The organism is Maribacter sp. 6B07, assembly GCF_002700155.1.
Lineage (GTDB): Bacteria > Bacteroidota > Bacteroidia > Flavobacteriales > Flavobacteriaceae > Maribacter > Maribacter dokdonensis.
In genome coordinates this window covers 532,019-552,831 of sequence record NZ_PDUT01000002.1, presented here as the reverse complement: position 1 = coordinate 552,831, position 20,813 = coordinate 532,019, and the positions used below count along the sequence as shown (strand labels likewise).

19 protein-coding genes are annotated in these 20,813 nt (G+C 34.2%); 10 read left to right on the top strand and 9 right to left on the bottom strand.

From position 1 onward, the window contains the following. Nucleotides 1-228: 228 nt before the first annotated feature. The 4 genes from CSC80_RS12095 to CSC80_RS12080 form a co-directional block, all read right to left on the bottom strand. On the bottom strand, nt 229-852 hold the full coding sequence (locus CSC80_RS12095; protein ID WP_236973383.1) for a LysE family transporter: 624 nt from the start codon (nt 850-852) through the stop codon (nt 229-231). Between the two features lie 198 nt (nt 853-1,050). Then, on the bottom strand, nt 1,051-2,349 hold the full coding sequence (locus CSC80_RS12090) for a Y-family DNA polymerase (RefSeq protein WP_099192133.1): 1,299 nt from the start codon (nt 2,347-2,349) through the stop codon (nt 1,051-1,053). Next, nucleotides 2,346-2,711, bottom strand: coding sequence for a S24 family peptidase (locus CSC80_RS12085; RefSeq protein ID WP_099192131.1), 366 nt, complete (start codon nt 2,709-2,711; stop codon nt 2,346-2,348). Before CSC80_RS12085 ends, CSC80_RS12090 begins: the two co-directional genes overlap by 4 nt. Before the next feature lie 15 nt (nt 2,712-2,726). Next, entirely contained in the window at nt 2,727-3,005 is a 279-nt protein-coding gene (locus tag CSC80_RS12080; protein WP_071342052.1) for a hypothetical protein, read from the bottom strand. Between the two features lie 350 nt (nt 3,006-3,355). Here CSC80_RS12080 and CSC80_RS12075 point away from each other — a divergent pair, with 350 nt between their 5' ends. The 6 genes from CSC80_RS12075 (at nt 3,356) to CSC80_RS12050 (ending at nt 12,066) form a co-directional block, all read left to right on the top strand. After that, the gene (locus tag CSC80_RS12075) at nt 3,356-4,129 is read left to right on the top strand and encodes a Ku protein (RefSeq protein ID WP_099192129.1); all 774 of its coding nucleotides are present in this window, start codon (nt 3,356-3,358) and stop codon (nt 4,127-4,129) included. A 3-nt stretch (nt 4,130-4,132) separates the two neighbouring features. Continuing rightward, on the top strand, nt 4,133-6,550 hold the full coding sequence (gene ligD, locus CSC80_RS12070; protein WP_099192126.1) for a DNA ligase D: 2,418 nt from the start codon (nt 4,133-4,135) through the stop codon (nt 6,548-6,550). A 78-nt stretch (nt 6,551-6,628) separates the two neighbouring features. Further along, nucleotides 6,629-7,843: an ATP-binding protein gene (locus CSC80_RS12065; protein ID WP_099192124.1), complete on the top strand. Its 1,215-nt coding sequence runs from the start codon at nt 6,629-6,631 to the stop codon at nt 7,841-7,843. Between the two features lie 179 nt (nt 7,844-8,022). Next, on the top strand, nt 8,023-10,083 hold the full coding sequence (locus CSC80_RS12060; protein ID WP_099192122.1) for an ATP-dependent helicase: 2,061 nt from the start codon (nt 8,023-8,025) through the stop codon (nt 10,081-10,083). 8 nt (nt 10,084-10,091) lie between these two features. Further along, nucleotides 10,092-11,483 carry an exonuclease domain-containing protein gene (locus CSC80_RS12055; RefSeq protein WP_099192120.1) on the top strand — a complete coding sequence of 464 codons (1,392 nt, stop codon included), beginning with the start codon at nt 10,092-10,094 and terminating at the stop codon, nt 11,481-11,483. A gap of 130 nt (nt 11,484-11,613) precedes the next feature. Next, nucleotides 11,614-12,066 carry a PA2169 family four-helix-bundle protein gene (locus CSC80_RS12050; RefSeq protein ID WP_058102503.1) on the top strand — a complete coding sequence of 151 codons (453 nt, stop codon included), beginning with the start codon at nt 11,614-11,616 and terminating at the stop codon, nt 12,064-12,066. 69 nt (nt 12,067-12,135) lie between these two features. Here the strand turns inward: CSC80_RS12050 and CSC80_RS12045 are convergent, their stop codons facing one another. After that, complete coding sequence (locus CSC80_RS12045; protein ID WP_099192118.1) at nt 12,136-13,203, bottom strand: endonuclease/exonuclease/phosphatase family protein; 1,068 nt, start codon at nt 13,201-13,203, stop codon at nt 12,136-12,138. Between the two features lie 116 nt (nt 13,204-13,319). On the opposite strand from CSC80_RS12045, the gene CSC80_RS12040 reads away from it, so the two are divergent. Next, nucleotides 13,320-13,811, top strand: coding sequence for a DUF1572 family protein (locus CSC80_RS12040; protein WP_099192116.1), 492 nt, complete (start codon nt 13,320-13,322; stop codon nt 13,809-13,811). Between the two features lie 40 nt (nt 13,812-13,851). Here the strand turns inward: CSC80_RS12040 and CSC80_RS12035 are convergent, their stop codons facing one another. Continuing rightward, the gene (locus tag CSC80_RS12035) at nt 13,852-14,337 is read right to left on the bottom strand and encodes an Lrp/AsnC family transcriptional regulator (protein WP_099192324.1); all 486 of its coding nucleotides are present in this window, start codon (nt 14,335-14,337) and stop codon (nt 13,852-13,854) included. Between the two features lie 136 nt (nt 14,338-14,473). Here CSC80_RS12035 and CSC80_RS12030 point away from each other — a divergent pair, with 136 nt between their 5' ends. The 3 genes from CSC80_RS12030 (at nt 14,474) to CSC80_RS12020 (ending at nt 17,480) form a co-directional block, all read left to right on the top strand. After that, nucleotides 14,474-15,520 (top strand): DUF1852 domain-containing protein, encoded by a 1,047-nt coding sequence (locus tag CSC80_RS12030; RefSeq protein ID WP_099192114.1) that lies wholly within the window; start codon nt 14,474-14,476, stop codon nt 15,518-15,520. 10 nt (nt 15,521-15,530) lie between these two features. Beyond that, on the top strand, nt 15,531-16,559 hold the full coding sequence (locus CSC80_RS12025) for a methionine synthase (RefSeq protein ID WP_099192112.1): 1,029 nt from the start codon (nt 15,531-15,533) through the stop codon (nt 16,557-16,559). 90 nt (nt 16,560-16,649) lie between these two features. Beyond that, nucleotides 16,650-17,480, top strand: a complete 831-nt coding sequence (locus CSC80_RS12020) for a sulfite exporter TauE/SafE family protein (protein WP_099192110.1) — start codon at nt 16,650-16,652, stop codon at nt 17,478-17,480. A 187-nt stretch (nt 17,481-17,667) separates the two neighbouring features. Here CSC80_RS12020 and CSC80_RS12015 read toward each other — a convergent pair whose 3' ends face one another. The 3 genes from CSC80_RS12015 to CSC80_RS12005 form a co-directional block, all read right to left on the bottom strand. Continuing rightward, complete coding sequence (locus CSC80_RS12015) at nt 17,668-18,459, bottom strand: aspartate dehydrogenase domain-containing protein (protein WP_099192108.1); 792 nt, start codon at nt 18,457-18,459, stop codon at nt 17,668-17,670. Between the two features lie 68 nt (nt 18,460-18,527). After that, nucleotides 18,528-19,970 (bottom strand): SLC13 family permease, encoded by a 1,443-nt coding sequence (locus CSC80_RS12010; RefSeq protein ID WP_099192106.1) that lies wholly within the window; start codon nt 19,968-19,970, stop codon nt 18,528-18,530. 1 nt (nt 19,971) lies between these two features. Further along, the gene (locus CSC80_RS12005; protein WP_099192104.1) at nt 19,972-20,784 is read right to left on the bottom strand and encodes an amino acid racemase; all 813 of its coding nucleotides are present in this window, start codon (nt 20,782-20,784) and stop codon (nt 19,972-19,974) included. Nucleotides 20,785-20,813: the final 29 nt, after the last annotated feature.

Sequence of the window (20,813 nt, the reverse complement as noted above, 5' to 3'; positions counted from 1 at the left end):
TCATAACCCGGAGGTCGGGGGATCGTGCCCCCCTCTCGCTACAATAGGTAAGACCAATAAAATCAACGGTTTAGCAAATGCTAAACCGTTTTTTATTGGACAAATTCTAAGCTATATGCAAAGCATAATAAGCTATCAAACTTCTAAATTATTGCTTTCGCAAAGTTGAAGTTATTATAAAGTTGTCCTTTAAATTCAGTTATATAGCATTGAGAAACCAGCATAAAGCTATTTACTCAACAAATAAATTAAATTACCTATTGCCACCACTCCTGTTAAACACCCCAAAATAAAGTCCATCTTAGATGCTATAAAATCTAATTTATGTTCAATTCTTTTTGCTACTATTGCATACAAGGTATACAGGGTAAAAGAGCCAATGGTTGAACCAATTGAAAAATAAAGCGCGTTTGGTAAACTGTATTTAAAATATTCAAACCCTATTAATAGCGATATAAACGTAAAATAAAAAGGAATTGCCATCATGTTCAATAAGGACATGAATATTCCGTAGAAATAAGATTTTGATTTCGGTATTACTTTATCCTTTGCTTTTTCTTTTGACGTATAATAGATTCTAAAAAAATTTATGGATAAAAGAAAAAGAATTCCTGTTCCAATTTGCTGAATTAAGGTTATATATTCAGAATTTTTCATTAAAACATTAGCTAAATAAGCACCTACATTTGCCTGGAAGAACAAGACGGTTGCGTAACCTGCAATGATATAAAATGTAGCTTTTGTACCATTTCTTAAACTATATTTTACCACTGTCAAGTTTAAAAAACTAGGAGTAATACTACCCAATGAAGCAATGCAAAAACCCATTAGTACGCAAATAAGAACATTCATAATTTTATATTGTTCAGCAAATAACTGCAATAACTTATATAAACATTAATACGTTTCCGCTTATTTGTAACTCTTAATGCTGAAGACCCAACTAATTTTTAAAGTTTATGAATTACCTCGACTAATTTTTATTCAAGTCCGAACATAATTATAAATAGGTGATGAACGCCGCAACTATCCAATGAACATAAATAATACTTAAAATACAAGCTTATTTGGCTTGCACAAAGAACTACCCACAGTCATTAACTCTCCCCATTGAGTGGTATATCTAGGGCTTCGATGTTCTTTTATTAGTGCCCATTCCTTAGTTCGGTTTCCAACTGTGGCGACTTTAATTTTATTTTTCCCAAACTTACTATTAAGGTTATCTATAACCTTGGTAATACATTCACTTTCACTCTTATGAGGGTTGGCAAACAAGTTGGTCTGTACTTCATTTTGATGTACCAATTGGGTCAAATTAACACCTACTTTCTTATACCGGTAACCATTTTTATAAATTTGACGCAAACCTTTTAACGCTTCCTTTGTTAGTTTAAGCGTACTATCAGTAGGTATATCAAGATTCATATAGATTTTATTTCTATACTGTTTATCTATAGAACTATGTTGATTGGTCTGTAGGGAAACTTCAATCTGAGAAGCTAAACTTTTTTGTTGTCTGAGCAAGTCTGCCACTTCGGCTACATAATAGCTACAGGCTTCTTCTATGAGTGAATAGTCGGTCAATTTATAACCAAAGGATTTTGCTGTGCCAATGCCTTTTTTAGCAGAGGCCTCTGTTTCTAATTCCAAACAGGGTATATTGTTCAATTCTCTCCATAAACGCTCTCCTATAACCGTCATTTCCTTTCTTACCCAAGCCACGGGCATATTGGCAAAATCTAGAGCAGTATGAATACCATTGTTTTGGAGACGAATAGTATGTTTTTTACCAATTCCCCAAATGTCTTTAACTTGAAGATTGCGTAAAAGATGCTGCCTCTTTTTTTCACTATCCACTACATAAACATTATGGTTCAATGGTATTTTCTTGGCATATTTATTCGCCAATTTAGATAGTGACTTTGTCTTGGCAATACCTACCCCCACAGGTATTCCAGTATTTTTATGTACAGTATTTTTAATATTTTGTGCTATTACATTATAATCATCGATTTTTAAACAGCCCAAGTCTACAAAACTTTCATCAATGCTGTATTCTTCTACTCTTGGGGAAAATGTCATTAAGGTATCCATCACCCTTCTAGACATATCACTATACAATGTGTAATTTGATGAAAAATAAGTTACATTATTTTCATCCAATAATTTTCTGATCTTGAAAATAGGTTGAAACATTGGAATATCTGTCAATGCCTTTGCCTCTTTATTAGCTGCAATAATACATCCGTCATTGTTACTCAGTACCACTACTGGTTTATTTGTCAAATCTGGTCTAAAGACTTGTTCGCAAGATGCATAAAAGCTATTACAATCTACCAATGCGATCATAAAGTAGATTTAATTATATATGTTATTGTACCCCATATATTTAATTCAGATAATGAAGTTTCATCAATTTTTATAATTTTAAAACTATCTTCTACAGTAGCTAATACCAATTGATTTCTTTTTGGGGTAATGGATTTATCTACAATCAAAACATCATTTGTATTTATCCCTACCTCATTATGTTCATCATCCACTACCCTAATAAAAAAAGTAGCCGAAGAATTGGTTACCAAAACTTCGTTCAGGTCTATTCTAGGCTCTGCATAATGGGTTGCCGGACTAGAGAAACCTGTTTGTGTTGGTCTTTTAACACGATGGCTATTTTCAGATTTTTTGATTAAACTAATTTCCAAGTTATTCATACCCTAATTGTTATGTCATTTATTTTTTAATTCCCTAACCCAATCATCATACGGTAAGTTCCAGAAACCCAATACCGGCATGATCTTAAATGTTACTTGCGATGGATACCGGTAGTATAAATAAATATCATTGGTATCCGTTTCATATTCCACGTAGAAACCCTGCATAGAAATAGGTTTTTGCGCTATTAGCCCAGAATCCCTTAATGCACACTCATAGCGCTCTTTTCCTATTTCTTTAAGAAGAGCTTTTATACACTTAATATTATAATTTCTGAATACGGTTATGGACATTGTCCAAATTTCAGGATATATTCCAAATAATGTGTCGTAACTTTGAAAAAATTATCAACAAAAATGTTGAAACAAAAAAACCACCTCGAGGCGAGGTGGTCAATCAAATCCAAATTCTAAACTCTTTATACAAATAAAGAGCATCAAAAACTTAATATGGGTGTAAAATTAAAAATTGTAAATAATGGATATGAAGAAATTATTAACGCAATAAAACTTATATAGCTTCCAATCCCTTTTAGGTTAAACAAAATGTAGTTAGAGTTATCATACACTATAGCTATTTCCTAAATTAAATTTTGGTAAATGAAAACTACCGGACAAACACCAATTAACCCCAATTAAAAATTATGAGATCAATTTGGAACGGTTCAATAAGCTTCGGTCTAGTATCTATCCCTATAAAACTATTTTCAGGCTCTGAAGATAGAAAGTTGGATCTAGATATGTTAGATAGTCATGACGGTGCAAGAATACGCTACAAACGTGTAAATGAAGAAACTGGGAAAGAAGTGGAATGGAAAGATATTGTAAAAGGCTATAAAAAAGATGACGAGTACATTGTTCTAGAAAAGGAAGATTTTGAAAACGCGAACATTAAAAAGAGCAAGACCATTGATATAGAGCAATTTATCATGGAAGATGAAGTGTCAGATGTACTTTTTAAGAAACCCTATTTCATTAAACCCCAAAAAGGTGGTGAAAAGTCGTATTCATTATTACGAGAAGCATTAAAGAAAACCGAAAAATTAGGTGTAGCTACTTTTGTAATGCGTCAAAAAGAACATTTATCGTTAATAGGTGTTTATAAAGATGCTTTGGTATTGCATGTAATACGATTTCAAGATGAGATCCGAAGCACTGAAGAATTAGAACTTCCAAAGACTAAAATTGCAAAGAAAGAAATGGATATGGCAATGTCTTTAATTGAGCAGTATACCGAAAAGTTCGATTTTAAAAAGTTCAAGGATATTTACAACGAGCAACTTTTAAAAATTATAAACTCCAAAGCTTCCGGTAAAATTTCAAAACCCGAAAAATTCGAATCTAAACCTACTCCCGCAAAAGACCTAATGGCACAACTGAAAGCGAGTTTGGAAAAACGAGAAAAAAAAGCATCTTAAACCGTGAACTTAAAACAATATTATGATAAGCGGAATTTTGAGAAAACCCCCGAGCCTAAAGGGGAATTACAGCCTGTTTCTAACAACCAAAGATTTGTAATTCAGCGTCATGCAGCAAGTAGATTACATTATGACCTTAGGTTAGAAATCAACGGAACACTCAAAAGTTGGGCAATACCTAAAGGACCTTCAATGAATCCGACAGATAAACGCTTGGCTGTGCGTACTGAAGATCATCCACTAGAATACCTGACTTTTCACGGCACAATACCAAAGGGAAATTACGGTGCAGGCCATATGATTATTTGGGATACGGGAACTTTTGAGGTGGATACCAAGGAAACGGATAAAGAACTATCCGAACAACTGGCAATAGGCAATATCAAATTGAATTTTTACGGGAGTAAAATTAGAGGACGTTTTGCATTAGTTCGTACCACTTCAAAAAACGATACCGAACAATGGTTACTGCTTAAAAAGAAAGATGAATATGCCATTACCACTTTTTATGATGCTGAAACATTGGTTCCTATTTCTACAACACGAAAAAAGAAATTTGCCACACAACTTAAACCGGGATCCATATTACAGCCCATGCTGGCATCTTCCACTAAAGATATATTCAATGACCCAAATTATATTTTTGAACTTAAATGGGATGGCTATAGGGTTATAGCACACATTACAAATGGTAAGATACTCTTACAATCAAGGAATGGCATCAACTATAACATCAAATTTTCCAAACTTCATGATGAATTAGCCACTATTGAACACGATGTTATTTTAGATGGTGAAGTAGTTCTGGTGGATAGCAATGGCGTATCACAATTCGGTGAACTTCAAAATTACCCTGACAGTACGGGAGAATTACGGTATTATGTTTTTGACATGCTTTACCTGAACGGTCATAGCATGCTGGACCTAAAATTGATAGAGCGAAAAAGTCTTATCAATGATGTTATAGGTGATTTGACTATAACACAATACTGTGACCATATTGAAGGTATGGGTACCGCACTTTTTGAAAAGGCTATTGAAGCAGGTATGGAAGGTGTAATGGCCAAAGAGCAAAATTCCAATTACGCTGTTGGATCTAGAACAGAAAAATGGTTAAAAGTTAAGGGCGTTCAAAGTACAGATGCTATCATCTGTGGTTTTACCGAATCCGCTAATAGTCCAGAATTGATCGGCTCTTTAATTCTTGGTCAATATCAACAGGACAAATTAAAATATATTGGCAATTGTGGTACAGGCTTTACCGATAAAAGCCGTAAAGAATTACAATTACTTCTATCTAAATATGAGGTGAATGAAAATGTGTTTAAAAATAAAATACCATTAAAAGGTAGAATATCACACTGGACACAACCTATATTGGAATGTGAGGTTACCTTCTCTGAACTCACAAAGAACGGATTGTTAAGAAATCCTGTTTTAAAACGTATTAAAAGTGAAATTCTTAATATACCAATTGAACCAAAAAATACCGAGGTCAGCATTAAAAAATCAACTTCCTCAAAAGAGGTTATTACTATTGACGGATTAAAAGTGCCCATTAGTAATTTAGATAAAATATATTGGCCAGAATCAAAACTTACCAAGTTCAACCTAATCGATTATTATTTGAATATATCTGATTACCTACTACCCCATTTGATCGATCGTCCCCAAAATTTACATCGTCATCCAAATGGTATACATCAAGAAAGTTTTTATCAGAAGGATAATGATTACTTGCCCGATTGGTTTGAGACGGTATCAGTATACTCTAAATCTTCCGAACGCGAAATAAATTACCTAATGTGCCAAAATACCGCGTCATTAATTTATATGGCCAATTTAGGGTGCATTGAAATTAATCCGTGGAGTTCTAGAAAATTGAGCTTGGACAAGCCCGATTATGGCATTATTGATTTAGATCCACCAAAGAATATGGCATTTAAAAAAGTGGTTGAAGTAGCAAAAGAGTTCCATAAGATATTAAGTGATCTAAAAATTGAAAGTTTTTGCAAGCTATCTGGATCTAAAGGCATTCATATTTACCTACCCATGTCTACCAAATACAGTTATGAGGAAGTCCGAAATTTTATTAAACTTTTATGTCTATTGGTGGAAGAAAGACTACCAGAATTGACCACTTTAGAACGTAGCATAAACAAACGAAAAGGTAGGATATATTTAGACTATTTACAGAACCGTAGAGGTCACACCATTGCATCGGTCCACTCGGTAAGACCAATTGCGGAAGCACCAATTTCTGCCCCATTACATTGGCAAGAATTAAATAATAAATTAACCCCTAGACATTTTAAAATGAAAGATTATATAACAAGAATTAAAGAGCAAGGCGACTTGTTCAAAAAAATTTCAGAGGTTAATTTTGACATGAATAACGCACTTATGCAAATAGATAAATAATTTAATGTAACTTCAATAAACTTCCGTGTATATTTCAATACTTTGAAGCTTTTGTAAAACTACCAGCAACCCAATATAATGATCGAAAATTTCAATCAAACAATTAAAGATGTACAGTCTATTAAAATACTACCTACTATTCTAGATGTCATAGTACAATCTACAGGATTAGGTTTTGCAGTGGTTGCCAAGGTCACTTCAAAAAAATGGGTTACGTGTGCAGTTAAAGACAATTTAGAGTTTGGTCTAGTACCTGGTGATGAACTTGATATTAAAACCACATTTTGCCGAGATGTAAGACGTACCAATACGTTGGTGGTTATAGACCATGTTAATGAAGATGAAAAATTCTGCAATAATCCAATACCGATCCAGTATGGATTTCAAAGTTATATTTCGGTACCTATCGTTTTGCAGAATGGTACGTTTTTCGGTACGCTTTGTGCTTTAGATCCCGCACCGAACAAACTTAACAACTCTAAGGTTATTGGTATGTTCACCGCATATGCTGAACTTATATCATTTCATTTAGATGCTATTGAAAAATTACGACTAAAGGATTTAGAAATTCAAAAGAAAGATTTTTTATTGGAATCTTTTGATTTTGTATCTAGCCATGATCTTCAAGAGCCGTTGAGGAAAATACAGATGTTTACGAGTGTACAACTCGAAAAAAACTGTGAGACATTAAAGTCTGAGACTATAAGATGTTTGAACAGTATAAAGACCGAATCCCAGCGCATGCGTAATATTCTGAATGACCTATTGGTGTTTTCAGAATTCAAGAAATCTTCGCAGGAATTTGTACCTGTTGATTTAAATGTAATTGTTGAAAATGTTCAAAAAAGATTATCAAAAGATTTTTCTGAGTGTAATGGGGAAATCGTAATCGGTGATTTACCTAAAGTACCCATAATGCCCGATCAAATTGAACAGCTTTTTTACAATTTGATCATCAATGCAATCACCTTTAAATCTAACGATTGTAATTTAGAATTATCCATTACCTGTAAAATTGAACATGGCAGTGATTTAGCGTATGAAAAATTAGATATTGGCACCAAGTACTGTAAATTAGTATTTACGGATAATGGTATAGGTTTCGATCCTAGATACAATGAGAAAATATTTGGTATGTTTAATCGTCTCGATACAGAAAAGCAAAGTCATTCTACAGGAATTGGATTAACAATTGCCAGAAGAATTACTGAAAACCATAAGGGATTCATCATAGCCAATGGCGAATTAAATAAGGGAGCTACATTTACCGTTTATTTACCCATGACACAATAGATAACTTTTATAACCTAGTAAATATTGATCTATTTGTATTAATTTTGTAATATAAATCAACCTCCCTTTCATTTATTTAAAATTCCACTATCCATGGTAAAAGCCAATGGTTTAGAAGCGGAATAGAAAATGTAATAAGACTCTTTCGTCCTATTCAAAAGTTTGTAGTACACTACTAAATGCATTTAAAAGAAGAATTAAACAAACAACAATTAAAGGCCGTTGAATTTACGGGCAAACATTTGCTAGTACTTGCAGGTGCAGGTACAGGAAAAACACGAACTATTATAGCCAGGGCAGCATATTTGATCGAGAATGGAGCTAATCCATCAAAAATTCAGATATTGACTTTTACAAAAAAAGCTGCCAATGAAATTGTGGAGCGTGTTAAAGCTAGTTTACCACAATCTAACGGGCGGTCTTTGAGCGGTGCCACTTTTCACAGTTGGTGCAACCAATTGATTATAAAATACCCTAATTTATTTGGTGCCGCCAATTTTACGGTCATAGACCCAGACGACCAGTTAGGGTTAATGAAAATGGTCTCTGGCAGCCACAGTGATGTTTATAGCAAGCTGCGAATTAAACCCCAGCAATTACTGGATGTCTATTCTTATGCTAGAAACACAAAAAAGAATCTAACAGAATCTATACGAACATTAATATATAAAGGCAAAGAAGATAAGGATACAGATTACGAGATAACGGCCATGAAACCTAATGTAGAAATTTTACTCAGGGCTTATCAAAAGAAAAAAATGGATCAACGTTATTTAGATTATGATGATCTGTTGCTCGTTGTCTCCACACAGCTAAAATCCAATCCCGAAGCTAGGAAGTTTTTATCCCAAGACCTTGACTATCTACTTGTTGATGAAATGCAAGATACCAACCCATTGCAATGGGAGCTACTTTCTCCCTTTATCGATATCTGCAGTTTATTTTGTGTAGGTGATGATGCACAATCTATCTATTCATTTAGAGGTGCAGATTTCAGAAATGTGCATCAATTTAAAGAACGGGTAAAAGATTCTGAAGTATATAAGCTTGAAAAAAATTACCGCTCCACGCAAGAGATACTTGATATCTCAAATTGGCTGTTAGAAAAATCGCCCATTGACTATAAAAAAAAGTTACAATCGGTTAGAGGAAACGGCGAAATACCCATACTGCTTAATGTGAATGATGAGTGGCAAGAGGCTAATTGGGTGGCCGATGAAATATTAAAAAATTATACCGATGAAGACCGTCGTTTTTCCGATCATCTTATTTTATCACGTTCCCAGTATTATACCAAAACTTTACAAGCGGTTTTTATAAGAAGAAAAATTCCTTATGTAACGTACGGAGGGCGTAAATTTTTACAAGCTGCACACATTAAAGATCTGGTTTCACTATTAAGAATAGTCAATAACCCCTACGATGAAATTGCATGGGTAAGGTTCCTGACTTTCTGGGAAGGAATTGGAGAAGTAAGGGCTTCAAGAATAATGGCGGTCATATTGGCTGATGAAGGTAAAACTGATATCCCTACCCTATTACAAGGTGCTATTCCCGGTAAAGACGGAATCAAAATTGCCGACCTCTATAATGCAGTACAAAAAGAGAAAGGCAAGGTTGGCAAGATGGTAGATATCGCTTATGAAGCTATGTCGTTGGGCTTGGCATTTAGATATCGTAAAGATTGGATAGAAAAGCGCAAAGGTGATTTCCCTGTGCTTAAACTTTTGGCAGATAGCTATGCCAGCTTAGGTGAATTTATCGGTGAAGGCCTGTTGGATAATGCAGAAAAAATGAACGGCTCACCGGTGCTAAGTGAATCTCAATTGGACACCGCAGAGGAAAAAGACCATGTAATCATCTCTACAATTCATTCTGCCAAAGGGTTAGAGGCAGATGTGTGTATAGTGTTGAACGTATCGCCCAAGGCATTTCCTTCCTCATGGTCGTTAGATGATGTCGATGCCATTGAAGAAGACCGTAGAGTATTGTATGTTGCTTTGACAAGAGCTAAAAACAGGTTGATTATCACCAGAAATACCGCCTCAATTTCAGCAATTCATGGTAAAGCCATTGCCGCTAACATGGGGCAACAGGCCAATGCTGCCGAAACTTATTTCTTAACGGCCGTACCAGATACCTTGGTAAAGCAAGAAACTATTGGTCATGATTTTACACCCGTTAAAGATGCCGCGGAACCTAATAATATTGACCTTTCTTCAGGAATGGATTTTAGCTAGTGATCAGAATGCAGGACAGAAAATTTGCTATTGTAACCATGACCACTTTTGGTTATAAGCCTAACCCGTTAAGAATAGTTCAACTATCTATAAGCAAACTTAAAGGTGAATTTTACCAGACAATTTTCACCACTAACATTAACCCCGAAGAGCGAATACCTAATTACATTCAAGAAAGAACTGGGTTGACCGATAGTATTCTTTTAAAGGCACCTACTTTTTCAGATGTTGCCAATACGATCTTACAAGAACTTGAAAATCACATTTTGGTTGGTCATAATGCATCATTTCTTCATTATGCGTTACAATCTGAATTCAAATATTTAGGGTACTCCTTTAAAATTCCGCAACTATGTACCATTCGGTTGGCTAAGAAATTAATGCCGAATATGACCAATTATGAATTGCCTTATTTAAGTAGTGTATTAAATATTCCATTTACACCTTCCAATGATTTGGAAGAATATAGCAATGCGGTAGATATCTTATTGCAAAGATTGATACAACTTGATGATGAAGACGTAATTTCCAAGTTTTTAGCACCTAAAGTAGAAAAAGAGCATTTTGTTCCAAAGAATATTCAATATCAAAAATTGAACACGCTGCCAAATGTACCGGGCGTTTATAGATTTCAAGATCAAAGTGGAGAAACCCTATATGTTGGTAAAGCAAAAGATATAAAGAAAAGAGTCTTGAGTCATTTCTATAATTCAAGCGAGAAAGAAATTGCATTATGCGATGCTACTTTTCATATAGATTTTGAAACAACCGGAAGTGAGCTCATTGCCTTATTACGAGAAGCAGATTTAATTGATAAAATAGACCCACCATATAATTACATACAAAAGAAAAATTATATCACTTATCACATCATACCTCAAAAAAATAGAAAAGGCATAGTACAACTTAAGATTGAACGAAGACCTTTTGCGCACTTGCCCACCGAAATATTTTTAAAAAGAGGAGATGCCATTAAACGCTTGATCGAACTGACAGAAAAATTTAAATTATGCCCACTACAAACCGGGTTAAAAACAAAATTAGGTAGATGTACACACGGTGAATATAATGAATGTGATGGTGTCTGTACCGGTGAAGAAGAAATTGGCAGCTACAATCATAAAGTGGAAAATGCCCTGGACTATCTAAATAATGAAAATGATAATTATATAATTTTTGAAAAAGGACGCACCAAAGCAGAGCGTAGTTTTATCTTAATTCTACATGGTGTTTACCAAGGTTACGGATTTATTGATAATTCACAATCATTTTCTAGCATAGAGGATTTTAAAGATATGCTTGATTCTAAAAAGCATTCTTACCATACTGCCAAAATTATCTCTAGCTATAGGCAACGTAATCCATGGAAAATTAAGCCTTTGTTCACAGTTCATGAATAAATAGTTAAACATATTAACATATAATATGTTAAAGTTGATGGTAGTACTTTTTGCATCAAAATCATAAGCGAATACAGCAAACTAAATAGTTCTAAGCCTATAATTTTAAGTATAATTAAAACTTAAAAATATGGAAACGAAAAATAGAACCTTAGTAAATAGATTAGAAGAAATTTTAGAAAAAAACCGTGATGCCCAAAAGGGATACGCTAAAGCAGCTGAGAATGCAAAAGATCATAATTTAAAGGCATACTTTCAGAACAAATCTGGAGAACGAGGCACATTTAATCAAATTTTACATAAAGAGCTAGTGGCTAGTTATGATGAAATCGACAACGATGGTAGCTTTACCGGTACCTTGCATAGAGCTTGGATGGATGTAAAAGCATTCTTTTCTGGGGATAATGACGAATCTATGCTAGAAGAGGCAATCAGAGGAGACAAAGCTGCTGTAGAGGAATATGAAGAAGTATTGAATGAAAGCCAATTGCCTTCTAACGTTGCATTGGTAATTAGAGAACAATTGGTAAAAATTAGAACCGATTTAAACAAAGTAAAATCAATGGAAGATTTAATTAGTTAGGTTTTTCTTTATGTCTAAAAGGGCAATGGTATCATCCGGTACTATTGCCCTTTTTTATTTATAGATATTTTATGAAGTCTTGTTTTCAGTGGTAATCTGACTTTTAGCTGTGTTAATTTCTTCTTCAGATGGTTCAGGAAGTTTTTGCTCAGCTGATAATTGTGGCTCAAAACTAAATTTGGTGTAAAAAGGAAAATGATCAGAGCCAATATCCGTACCTAAACTAATGTCTTTCACTCTAAAATCTGCCGATGAAAATATATGATCTAAAGGCCAGCGCATAATATAACTCTTGGCATTAAAGGTATTGAACAACCCCCTACCCTTTCTAGAATCAAGCAAACCACTTACTTTCTGGAATAATTCCGTGGTCTCGGACCATGCCACATCATTAAAATCACCCATTACAATTACAGGATACTTGGATTTTTTACTATGTAGGGCAATTTTCATCATTTCTGCATCTCGATCTACAGATGATGGGTTATGCTGTGGAGTTGGCGGTGCCGGGTGAATAGCAAAAATTTGTATGGTATCCTTTGATGGTAATACCAATTTTGTATGAATGGAAGGTATGGTATCTTCAACCATATATTTTACACTAGGTTCAAAAAGTTCATATTTAGAAAACAATACCATGCCATACGTATTGTCTAAAGGCACTTCTACCTGGTATTCATATTGGTTTTGAAAACTCTCTTGAATTTTCTTTAACCATTTATGATCTATTTCAGTGAATAATAAAATATCCGCTTTTTTACTTTTGGCATCTTCAACAAGTAAATTTTTCTTCTCGTTCTCTTGCAATACATTAGCAGCATAGATAGAGAGGAATACCTTGGCATTTTCACTTGCCTCTTCAATTTCATATTTAGCCAATGGTGTATATATGTAAATCTTTCTAAGTTGAACCCCAATACAGATCAAAAGAATTAGAACAAAAATTTGATCAACTCTACTTTTTAATTCAAACCTAAAAAAGTAAGTCAAAAAAGCTAAAACAGTAAGCACTGTTAGTTGTAGGTGTGGAAAATCGAATATTCTAATTACCCAACTGTTTAGAGGAATATAAGGAAAAATGGTTAGGACGATGGCAAGAAGTCCGAAAGCTCGAAGAAATAGTTTAAATTTTGACATCTTTAGTTGGTAATCAATATTGTTGGTTTTTGGCTATTTATGGATAAGTTACGCCAATTAACCACGTGATATTGATACAATCAGATTAATTTTTAAAACATCATAATACTTTATAAATGAAATCAACAATAGCATTAGCTAATAGATTTAGAGAAATAATCCTCCATGGAACTTGGGTAGCAAATACTAATTATAAAGACCAATTAGAAAATTTGGATTGGAAAATTGCTGTATCGAAAATTGATTCTCTCAATACTATTGCACTATTAGCTCAACACGTACATTACTTCGTTAACGGAATCAAAAATGTATTTAACGGTGGAAATCTTGAAATAAGAGACAAACATAGTTTTGATTTTCCAGAAATAAGATCAAAAAGTGAATGGAAGTACTTCTTAAGCAAATTCTGGGAAGATTCAGAACATCTAGCAAAATTAATAACGCAATTACCTGAAGAAAAATTAAATCAAGAATTTGTGGATGTCAAATACGGAACCTATAAAAGAAATATTGATGGATTAATTGAACATAGTTACTATCATCTTGGACAAATTGTATTGATAAAGAAAATAATAGTAGCAAAGCAAGGCATAAAAACCAAACTCTAAACTTAGAAAATAGAATACTTACACTACAAAGCACTACTAATTATATAGGTACCGCATAACTGTGTTTTATAACTCCAATAACAAAAGTACTATGCGCACTCCCAATATTCTTTACCGACCCTAACTCGTTAATCACAAAAGATTGATAGTGTTTCATATCCTCTACCATAATTTTTAATAAAAAATCATAATCGCCCGAGATATTGTAACACTCTACCACTTCTTTAAGGGAAACAATATCTTTCACAAACTTATTTCCTATTTCTTTAGTGTGCTCTTTTAAGGTGATGTTACAGAATACAGTTAATTGCTTACCAACTTTATCTGCATTAACAATAGCTGTATACTTTTCAATTAGACCTTCCTTTTCAAACCTTCTAATCCTTTCATAAACAGGTGTAGGAGATAAATTTACTCGTGCTGCAATTTCTTTAGTTGTCAATTTAGCATTGTTCTGAAGTATTCTGAGCAACTTCAAATCAATGATATCCAGATTTTCTAAAGAATAATTATCTGTTTTTTTCATTTTCACAATCATCAAAAGATAAAATTGCTACAATAATACAATAAAAAGATAAATCATCTAACTTTTAGCTATTACTAATTTAATTCATCTTTTAATTTCAATTTTGTAAGACATAAAAACTACAAATTATCTTTAGATGAAATCGGTCGTATTAAAAAATTCAGAGGTCAACAAAAAGAAAGCAATTGAACACTCACATAAAACCATTAATAATGATGTTGTATTCAAAATAAAGCGTACTTATTTCAACGAAAATTACATCCCGTCCAATAGCACTCGTACAACAACCAACTTTGCCAACTTGGCAAGAGGAGAAAATCGTCAAAAGAACTTACGTAGCACTATTCAAATGATCAACAATCGTTTCAATAGCTTAGCAAAATGGGATAACCCCAATTATAATAGATATTCCCTTGATTTAGAAATTATCTCGGTAGATATAGATATTGATGCCAGTGGAAAAACATTTCCATCAATAGAAGTATTGAGAACATATATCAACGACCACAAAACAGGTAAGCGCATTGAAGGTATTGTTGGGAATAATTTTTCTTCTTATGTGCGAGATTATGATTTTAGCATTTTACTCTCTGAACATAATAAGGTCAAAAACAACAATAGCATTCCAGATAATTTTGGTGAATTACACGGCAATATATTTAAGTGCTTTATAAACTCTGAAACCTATAGAGAACACTTTTCAAAACCTCCTGTAATATGCTTAAGTGTATCAAGCAACAAAACATATCATCGTACTGGAAATCACCACCCCATATTAGGTTTTGAATACGAAGGCAATAAGTCTTCATTAACAGAAGAATATTTTGACAAAATGGGATTAAAGGTTCGTTATTTTATGCCACCTAACAGCGTTGCTCCATTGGCTTTTTACTTCTTTGGTGACCTATTATCAGATTACACGAACCTTGAATTAATTAGTACTATAAGTACAATGGAAACCTTTCAAAAGATCTATAGGCCTGAAATTTATAACGCTAATGCTGTTGCAGGACTTTATTATAATCCAAGTTTACATAATCAAGACCATTCTTTAACAAATATTGCATACGACAGAGAAGAGCGAACTAGGTTAGGAATAGAGCAAGGTAAATTTGCCGAAGAGCATTTTATAAAGCCTTATAAAAACATCCTAGAACAATGGTCTGCTAATTTCACTATTTAATTATTTTATTATGAAAAATGTATTACCGACATCCACTGTTGGAAGTTTACCCAAACCTGCTTGGCTTGCGCCACCCGAAAAACTTTGGTCACCATGGAAACTAGAGGGTGATGAACTCATTGAAGGGAAACAAGATGCTTTACGCGTCTCTCTACATGAACAACAACTGGCAGGAATTGACATTATCAGTGATGGTGAGCAAACTCGTCAACATTTTGTAACTACTTTTATTGAGCATTTAAGTGGTGTAGATTTTAAAAATCGTAAAACGGTAAAAATTCGTAACCGTTATGATGCAAGTGTTCCTGTTGTTGTAGATGAAGTTACACGTCAAAAAGCAGTTTTTGTTGATGATGTCAAATTTCTGCGTAAACAGACCGATAAACGTATAAAATGGGCTTTACCAGGACCAATGACAATGGTAGACACATTGTACGACGACCATTACCAAAGTCGAGAAAAATTGGCTTGGGAATTTGCGAAAGCACTCAACCAAGAAGCAAGAGAGCTTCAAGATGCAGGGGTAGATATTATACAGTTTGATGAACCAGCATTCAATGTTTTCTTTGATGATGTAAATGATTGGGGAATGGCAACATTAGAAAGGGCTATTGAAGGTTTAAATTGCGAAACCGCAATACATATTTGCTACGGTTACGGAATAAAAGCGAACAATGATTGGAAAAAGACATTGGGTTCAGAGTGGCGACAATACGAAGAAATTTTCCCTAAAATTCAAAAGTCCAATATTGATATGGTTTCCTTGGAATGCCATAACTCACACGTACCTTTTCATCTAATGGAACTAATTCACGGTAAAAAAATAATGGTAGGTGCCATTGATGTGGCAACCAATACCATTGAAACACCAGAGGAAGTAGCTGATACACTGCGTAAAGCTCTTGAATTTGTGGCTATAGAAAACCTATATCCTAGCACAAACTGTGGTATGGCACCGCTTTCTAGAAACGTAGCACTAGGTAAGTTAAGTGCTTTAAGTGCGGGAGCTGAAATTATACGCAAAGAAGTTGGCTTTTAATTGGAAAATAGTATTCATTTATCGCTTAATTTTACCTTATGAAAGTCAAAATAGATACCTAAAACCTAATTGACTCATTACAAATTACTTATGGACATATTCATTTTTTATTATTTAGCTGCTGGTGCTTTTGCCGGTCTTTTAGCAGGCTTGTTTGGTATTGGCGGAGGTATGATAATTGTACCCGCTTTAATATACATTTTTAAAGCACAAGGCGTTCCTAGTGCTGCACTTACGCATGTGGGTATAGGTACATCTCTTGCCACTATAATTGTCACATCAATTAGTTCACTCCGCGCACACAATAGTAAAGGTGCCGTAAATTGGAACGTATGGAAACGCATGGCGCCAGGATTGGTAATTGGCTCCTTGACCGGCGCTGCAGTTGCCTCCGTTATTCATGGCGACTCCCTTCAGGTAATTATCGGTGTAGGTGCTTTTTTAGTAGGGTTAAAAATGTTGTTCATGAAAAATAAATCATTACAAGAAAATGACTTTAGCAAACTACCCTCACCTATTGGTCAAACCAGCTTAGGTGGTTTCATAGGTGCTATTTCTGCTATTTTTGGTATTGGCGGTGGATCATTGACCGTTCCCATATTAAGCTATTATGGTTTAAAAATTCAGCATGCGGTTGGTACATCTGCCGCATGTGGCTTACCTATTGCTTGTGCTGGAGCAATAGGATTTCTAGTTTTCGGTCAATTTATTGACCCCAATGTAAAACAAGATTTACCAAATGGCGTATTAGGGTTTGTACACATGTATGCGTTTATATGTGTGAGTTTTGCTAGCTTTTTCACCGCACGAATAGGCGCAAAACTTGCGCACAAATTACCTGGGGCTACGCTGAAAAAAGCATTCGCCGTTTTATTGTTAATTGTTGGGGTTAAACTAATTTTAAATTCTGATGTAATTTAATTCCCATGGTGAACCCCTTTTTCTTGGCATATTTAGCCGTAAAGGTTATCTCAAGAAAATATTTCAATATACCAATAATAAAAAATTCGATGTATTTGTAATAGAGAAATACATTATCAATGACCATACTGGACCAAACATAGTTTTAAAAACAACATTCGGAAACGATAAAATATCAACTTAAGAATTAATTGATTTTAACTGTAGCGTTCAAATTGCTTAGTACACTCACCACACTTTTAATTGCTAAAAAACTTGTTTTTGGGTTATTTGGGCTTGGTTTATTCTCTGTACGCGTATAAATTTTACCAAAACCACCTTCACAAGTAATCTCATGCATATTACTACTAGCATTGGGATCGGCAACAATCTCAATCGTTAAGTTTTCGTATTTAGATGCAAAATATAAACTAGCCGCGACATTAATATTTTTAGGAAATTCATTTACTGCCTCACTTACCTTACCCTTCCAAATAGTTTGGCTAGTTTCTATTGTAGCTAAATCAATATTTGAATGTTCAAAAAATGGAGCCCCTTCTAAACTTTTAGGATGTTTTGTTGTCTTTAAGGCTATCGAAGTAATTTCATCATTTACAGCTTTGATGGCATCAAGACCTGCTATGGCACCAACGGGTAAAATAACCTCGCATTTTTTCAATTGTGACAAAGCCATTTTATTTTCATAAAGTCCACCTGTACTAATGACAATTAGCTTCTTGCCCGACTGATCTATTTCTGGAAATTTTAATACCTGAGTAACCACATCTTTTGTAGCGCATTCAATTATAATATCAACATCGTTAATTAAATCTGCTGAAACTTCCTTTTTAAATTGAACAGGATGATCTTTAAAACCACATGTTTCTTTTGCAATCTCTTTACGTGCAACTATATATTTTAATTCGAAACTAGAATTTGCACAGATCCAATCTGCCAGATATTTACCTATGTTTCCAAAACCTATTAGGGCTATTTTCATATGCTTGATTTAATTGTAAAATGTATTTTTCTGTTTCCAAAAACCTTTTAAACGTCTTTATTTAACTACTATAGTGATAAATCCCAAACCATTGGTAAAACAATATAGACCACTACAGTTAGTATAAGTATAGATATAATATTTAACCAAAAGCCTTTTTTAACCATATCCTGCATTTCAAGATAACCAGAACCAAAAACTACAGCGTTGGGCGGTGTAGCCACAGGTAACATAAATGCACATGATGCTGCCAAGGTTGCTGCTATCATTAAGTAATAAGGATGCACCCCTAAAACCGGCGCTAAAGATACCAGAACGGGCAAAAGAATTGCGGTGGTCGCAATATTAGAAGTTATCTCTGTCATGAAGTTTACTATTGAAATCAAGATCATTAACAATAGAAAAAATGGTAAAACTTGCAAGGCAGATAACTTACTCCCAATCCAAAGTGCCAATCCGCTCGTATCAAAGCCCAAAGCCAATGTTAATCCCCCACCAAATAGTAATAATATTCCCCAAGGTAGTTTAACGGCATCTTGCCAATCCATTAGTCTACCTTTCTCACGAGTGGGTAAAAGAAATAGAATTACCACTGTCATCATTGCTATTATCGTATCATCCATCTTGGGTATAAAGCGTTGCAACAAAAATGAACGAGCAATCCACGCAAAAGCGGTCACGGCAAATACCACTAATACAGATTTCTCTTCATAACCCATTTTCCCTAAAGCTTTTAATCGCGCTGAAATTTCAGAACGCCCCCCAGGAAAATCTTTTTGTTTAAAGGTAAAAGCAAATCTGGTTAAGTAATACCAGCATAAGAAAAGTAGAATCATTGCGATAGGAAAACCTAAAACAAACCATTCTGAAAATGTAATTTCCTTACCAAAGGTAGTTTGCACAACTCCCGCTAAAACTAAATTTGTAGGTGTACCGATCAATGTAGCAATACCACCAATAGATGCACTATAGGCAATTGCTAGCATCAGTGCTTTACCAAAAATTTTATTCTCATCTTTTTCAGTATCTGGGTTATCATTTAACTGATACACAATTGCCATGGCAATTGGTAAAATGATTACCGCTGCAGCGGTGTTAGAAATCCACATGGACAGAAATGCCGTCGCGAGCATAAAACCAAGTATGATATTGATAACGTTGGTACCAATAAGGTTGATAATGGTCAGTGCAATTCTCCTATGAAGGTTCCATTTTTCAATGGCTATGGCTAAAATAAATCCGCCCATATACAAGAAGATATATTTATGACCATAAGAAGTTGCCGTCTCGGTAAGACTTAAACCTCCTGTTAACGGGAAAAGTATTAAGGGTAATAATGCAGTTACATAAATAGGAATAGCTTCGGTTACCCACCATATAGCTACCCAAGCCACAGAAGCTAAAACAGCATTTGCTTCATCAGACAAATCATCTGGATAAAAGAAAAATAAAATTAAAAAGAAAACTAATGGTCCTAAAACACGACCGATATTCTGCTTAGAAAATTGCATATTATTTTTTTAAAATATAGTTCACACCTGCATCTGAATGAATCTTTGTTGTATTAAATACAGCGATATCCACATCTTCCGGAAAAATCATTAATGGAAATTCGGTACACCCTAAAACCACTCCATCGGCACCTTGCTCTTTGGCATTTTTAATGACTTCCATAACGTAATCTTTTGAAGATGGCACAATGTTGCCATACGTAAGTTCCTCAATTATTATTCTATGTAACTCGTCTATCACCTTTTGATCTTTAGGCACCAATACTTCTATACCATTATCTTCAATTCTTTTAGTGATAAAGGTTTCTTCCATACTATATTTTGTACCTAAGAACAGTACTTTTTTCACCTTTCTTTTATGAATCTCTTTAGCGGTAGCATCTGCGATATGAATAATTGGGAAATCAAGTTCCTGCTGAACCAAATCATATACCTTATGCGGTGTATTGGCGCAAAAAAGTACCGATTTTGCTCCTCCTCTACGTAAACTATTAGCAGCATTTACGAGCATATGAGCAATGGAGTCCCATTTGTTTTCTATTTGAAAACGATGAACCTCAGCCTGATTAAGTGTGTAAACCAACAATGGTGGATTGGTATTATTGCCATAATGATCATTCACCGACTGATTGATCATGCTATAATACTCTATTGTAGAATGCCAAGAAGTACCACCAATTAATCCTAATGTATTCATCTTAGTAGCTACCTTTTCTTTCATATCCGTTTTATTTACAACTTCTTTGTTTGCCTCTTTACACGACGTAAATAGTAATAGCAGTAAGCAGCAACAGTGATATATTCTTTTATTCATGTTTTTTAATTTTATCTCCAATTGATGCT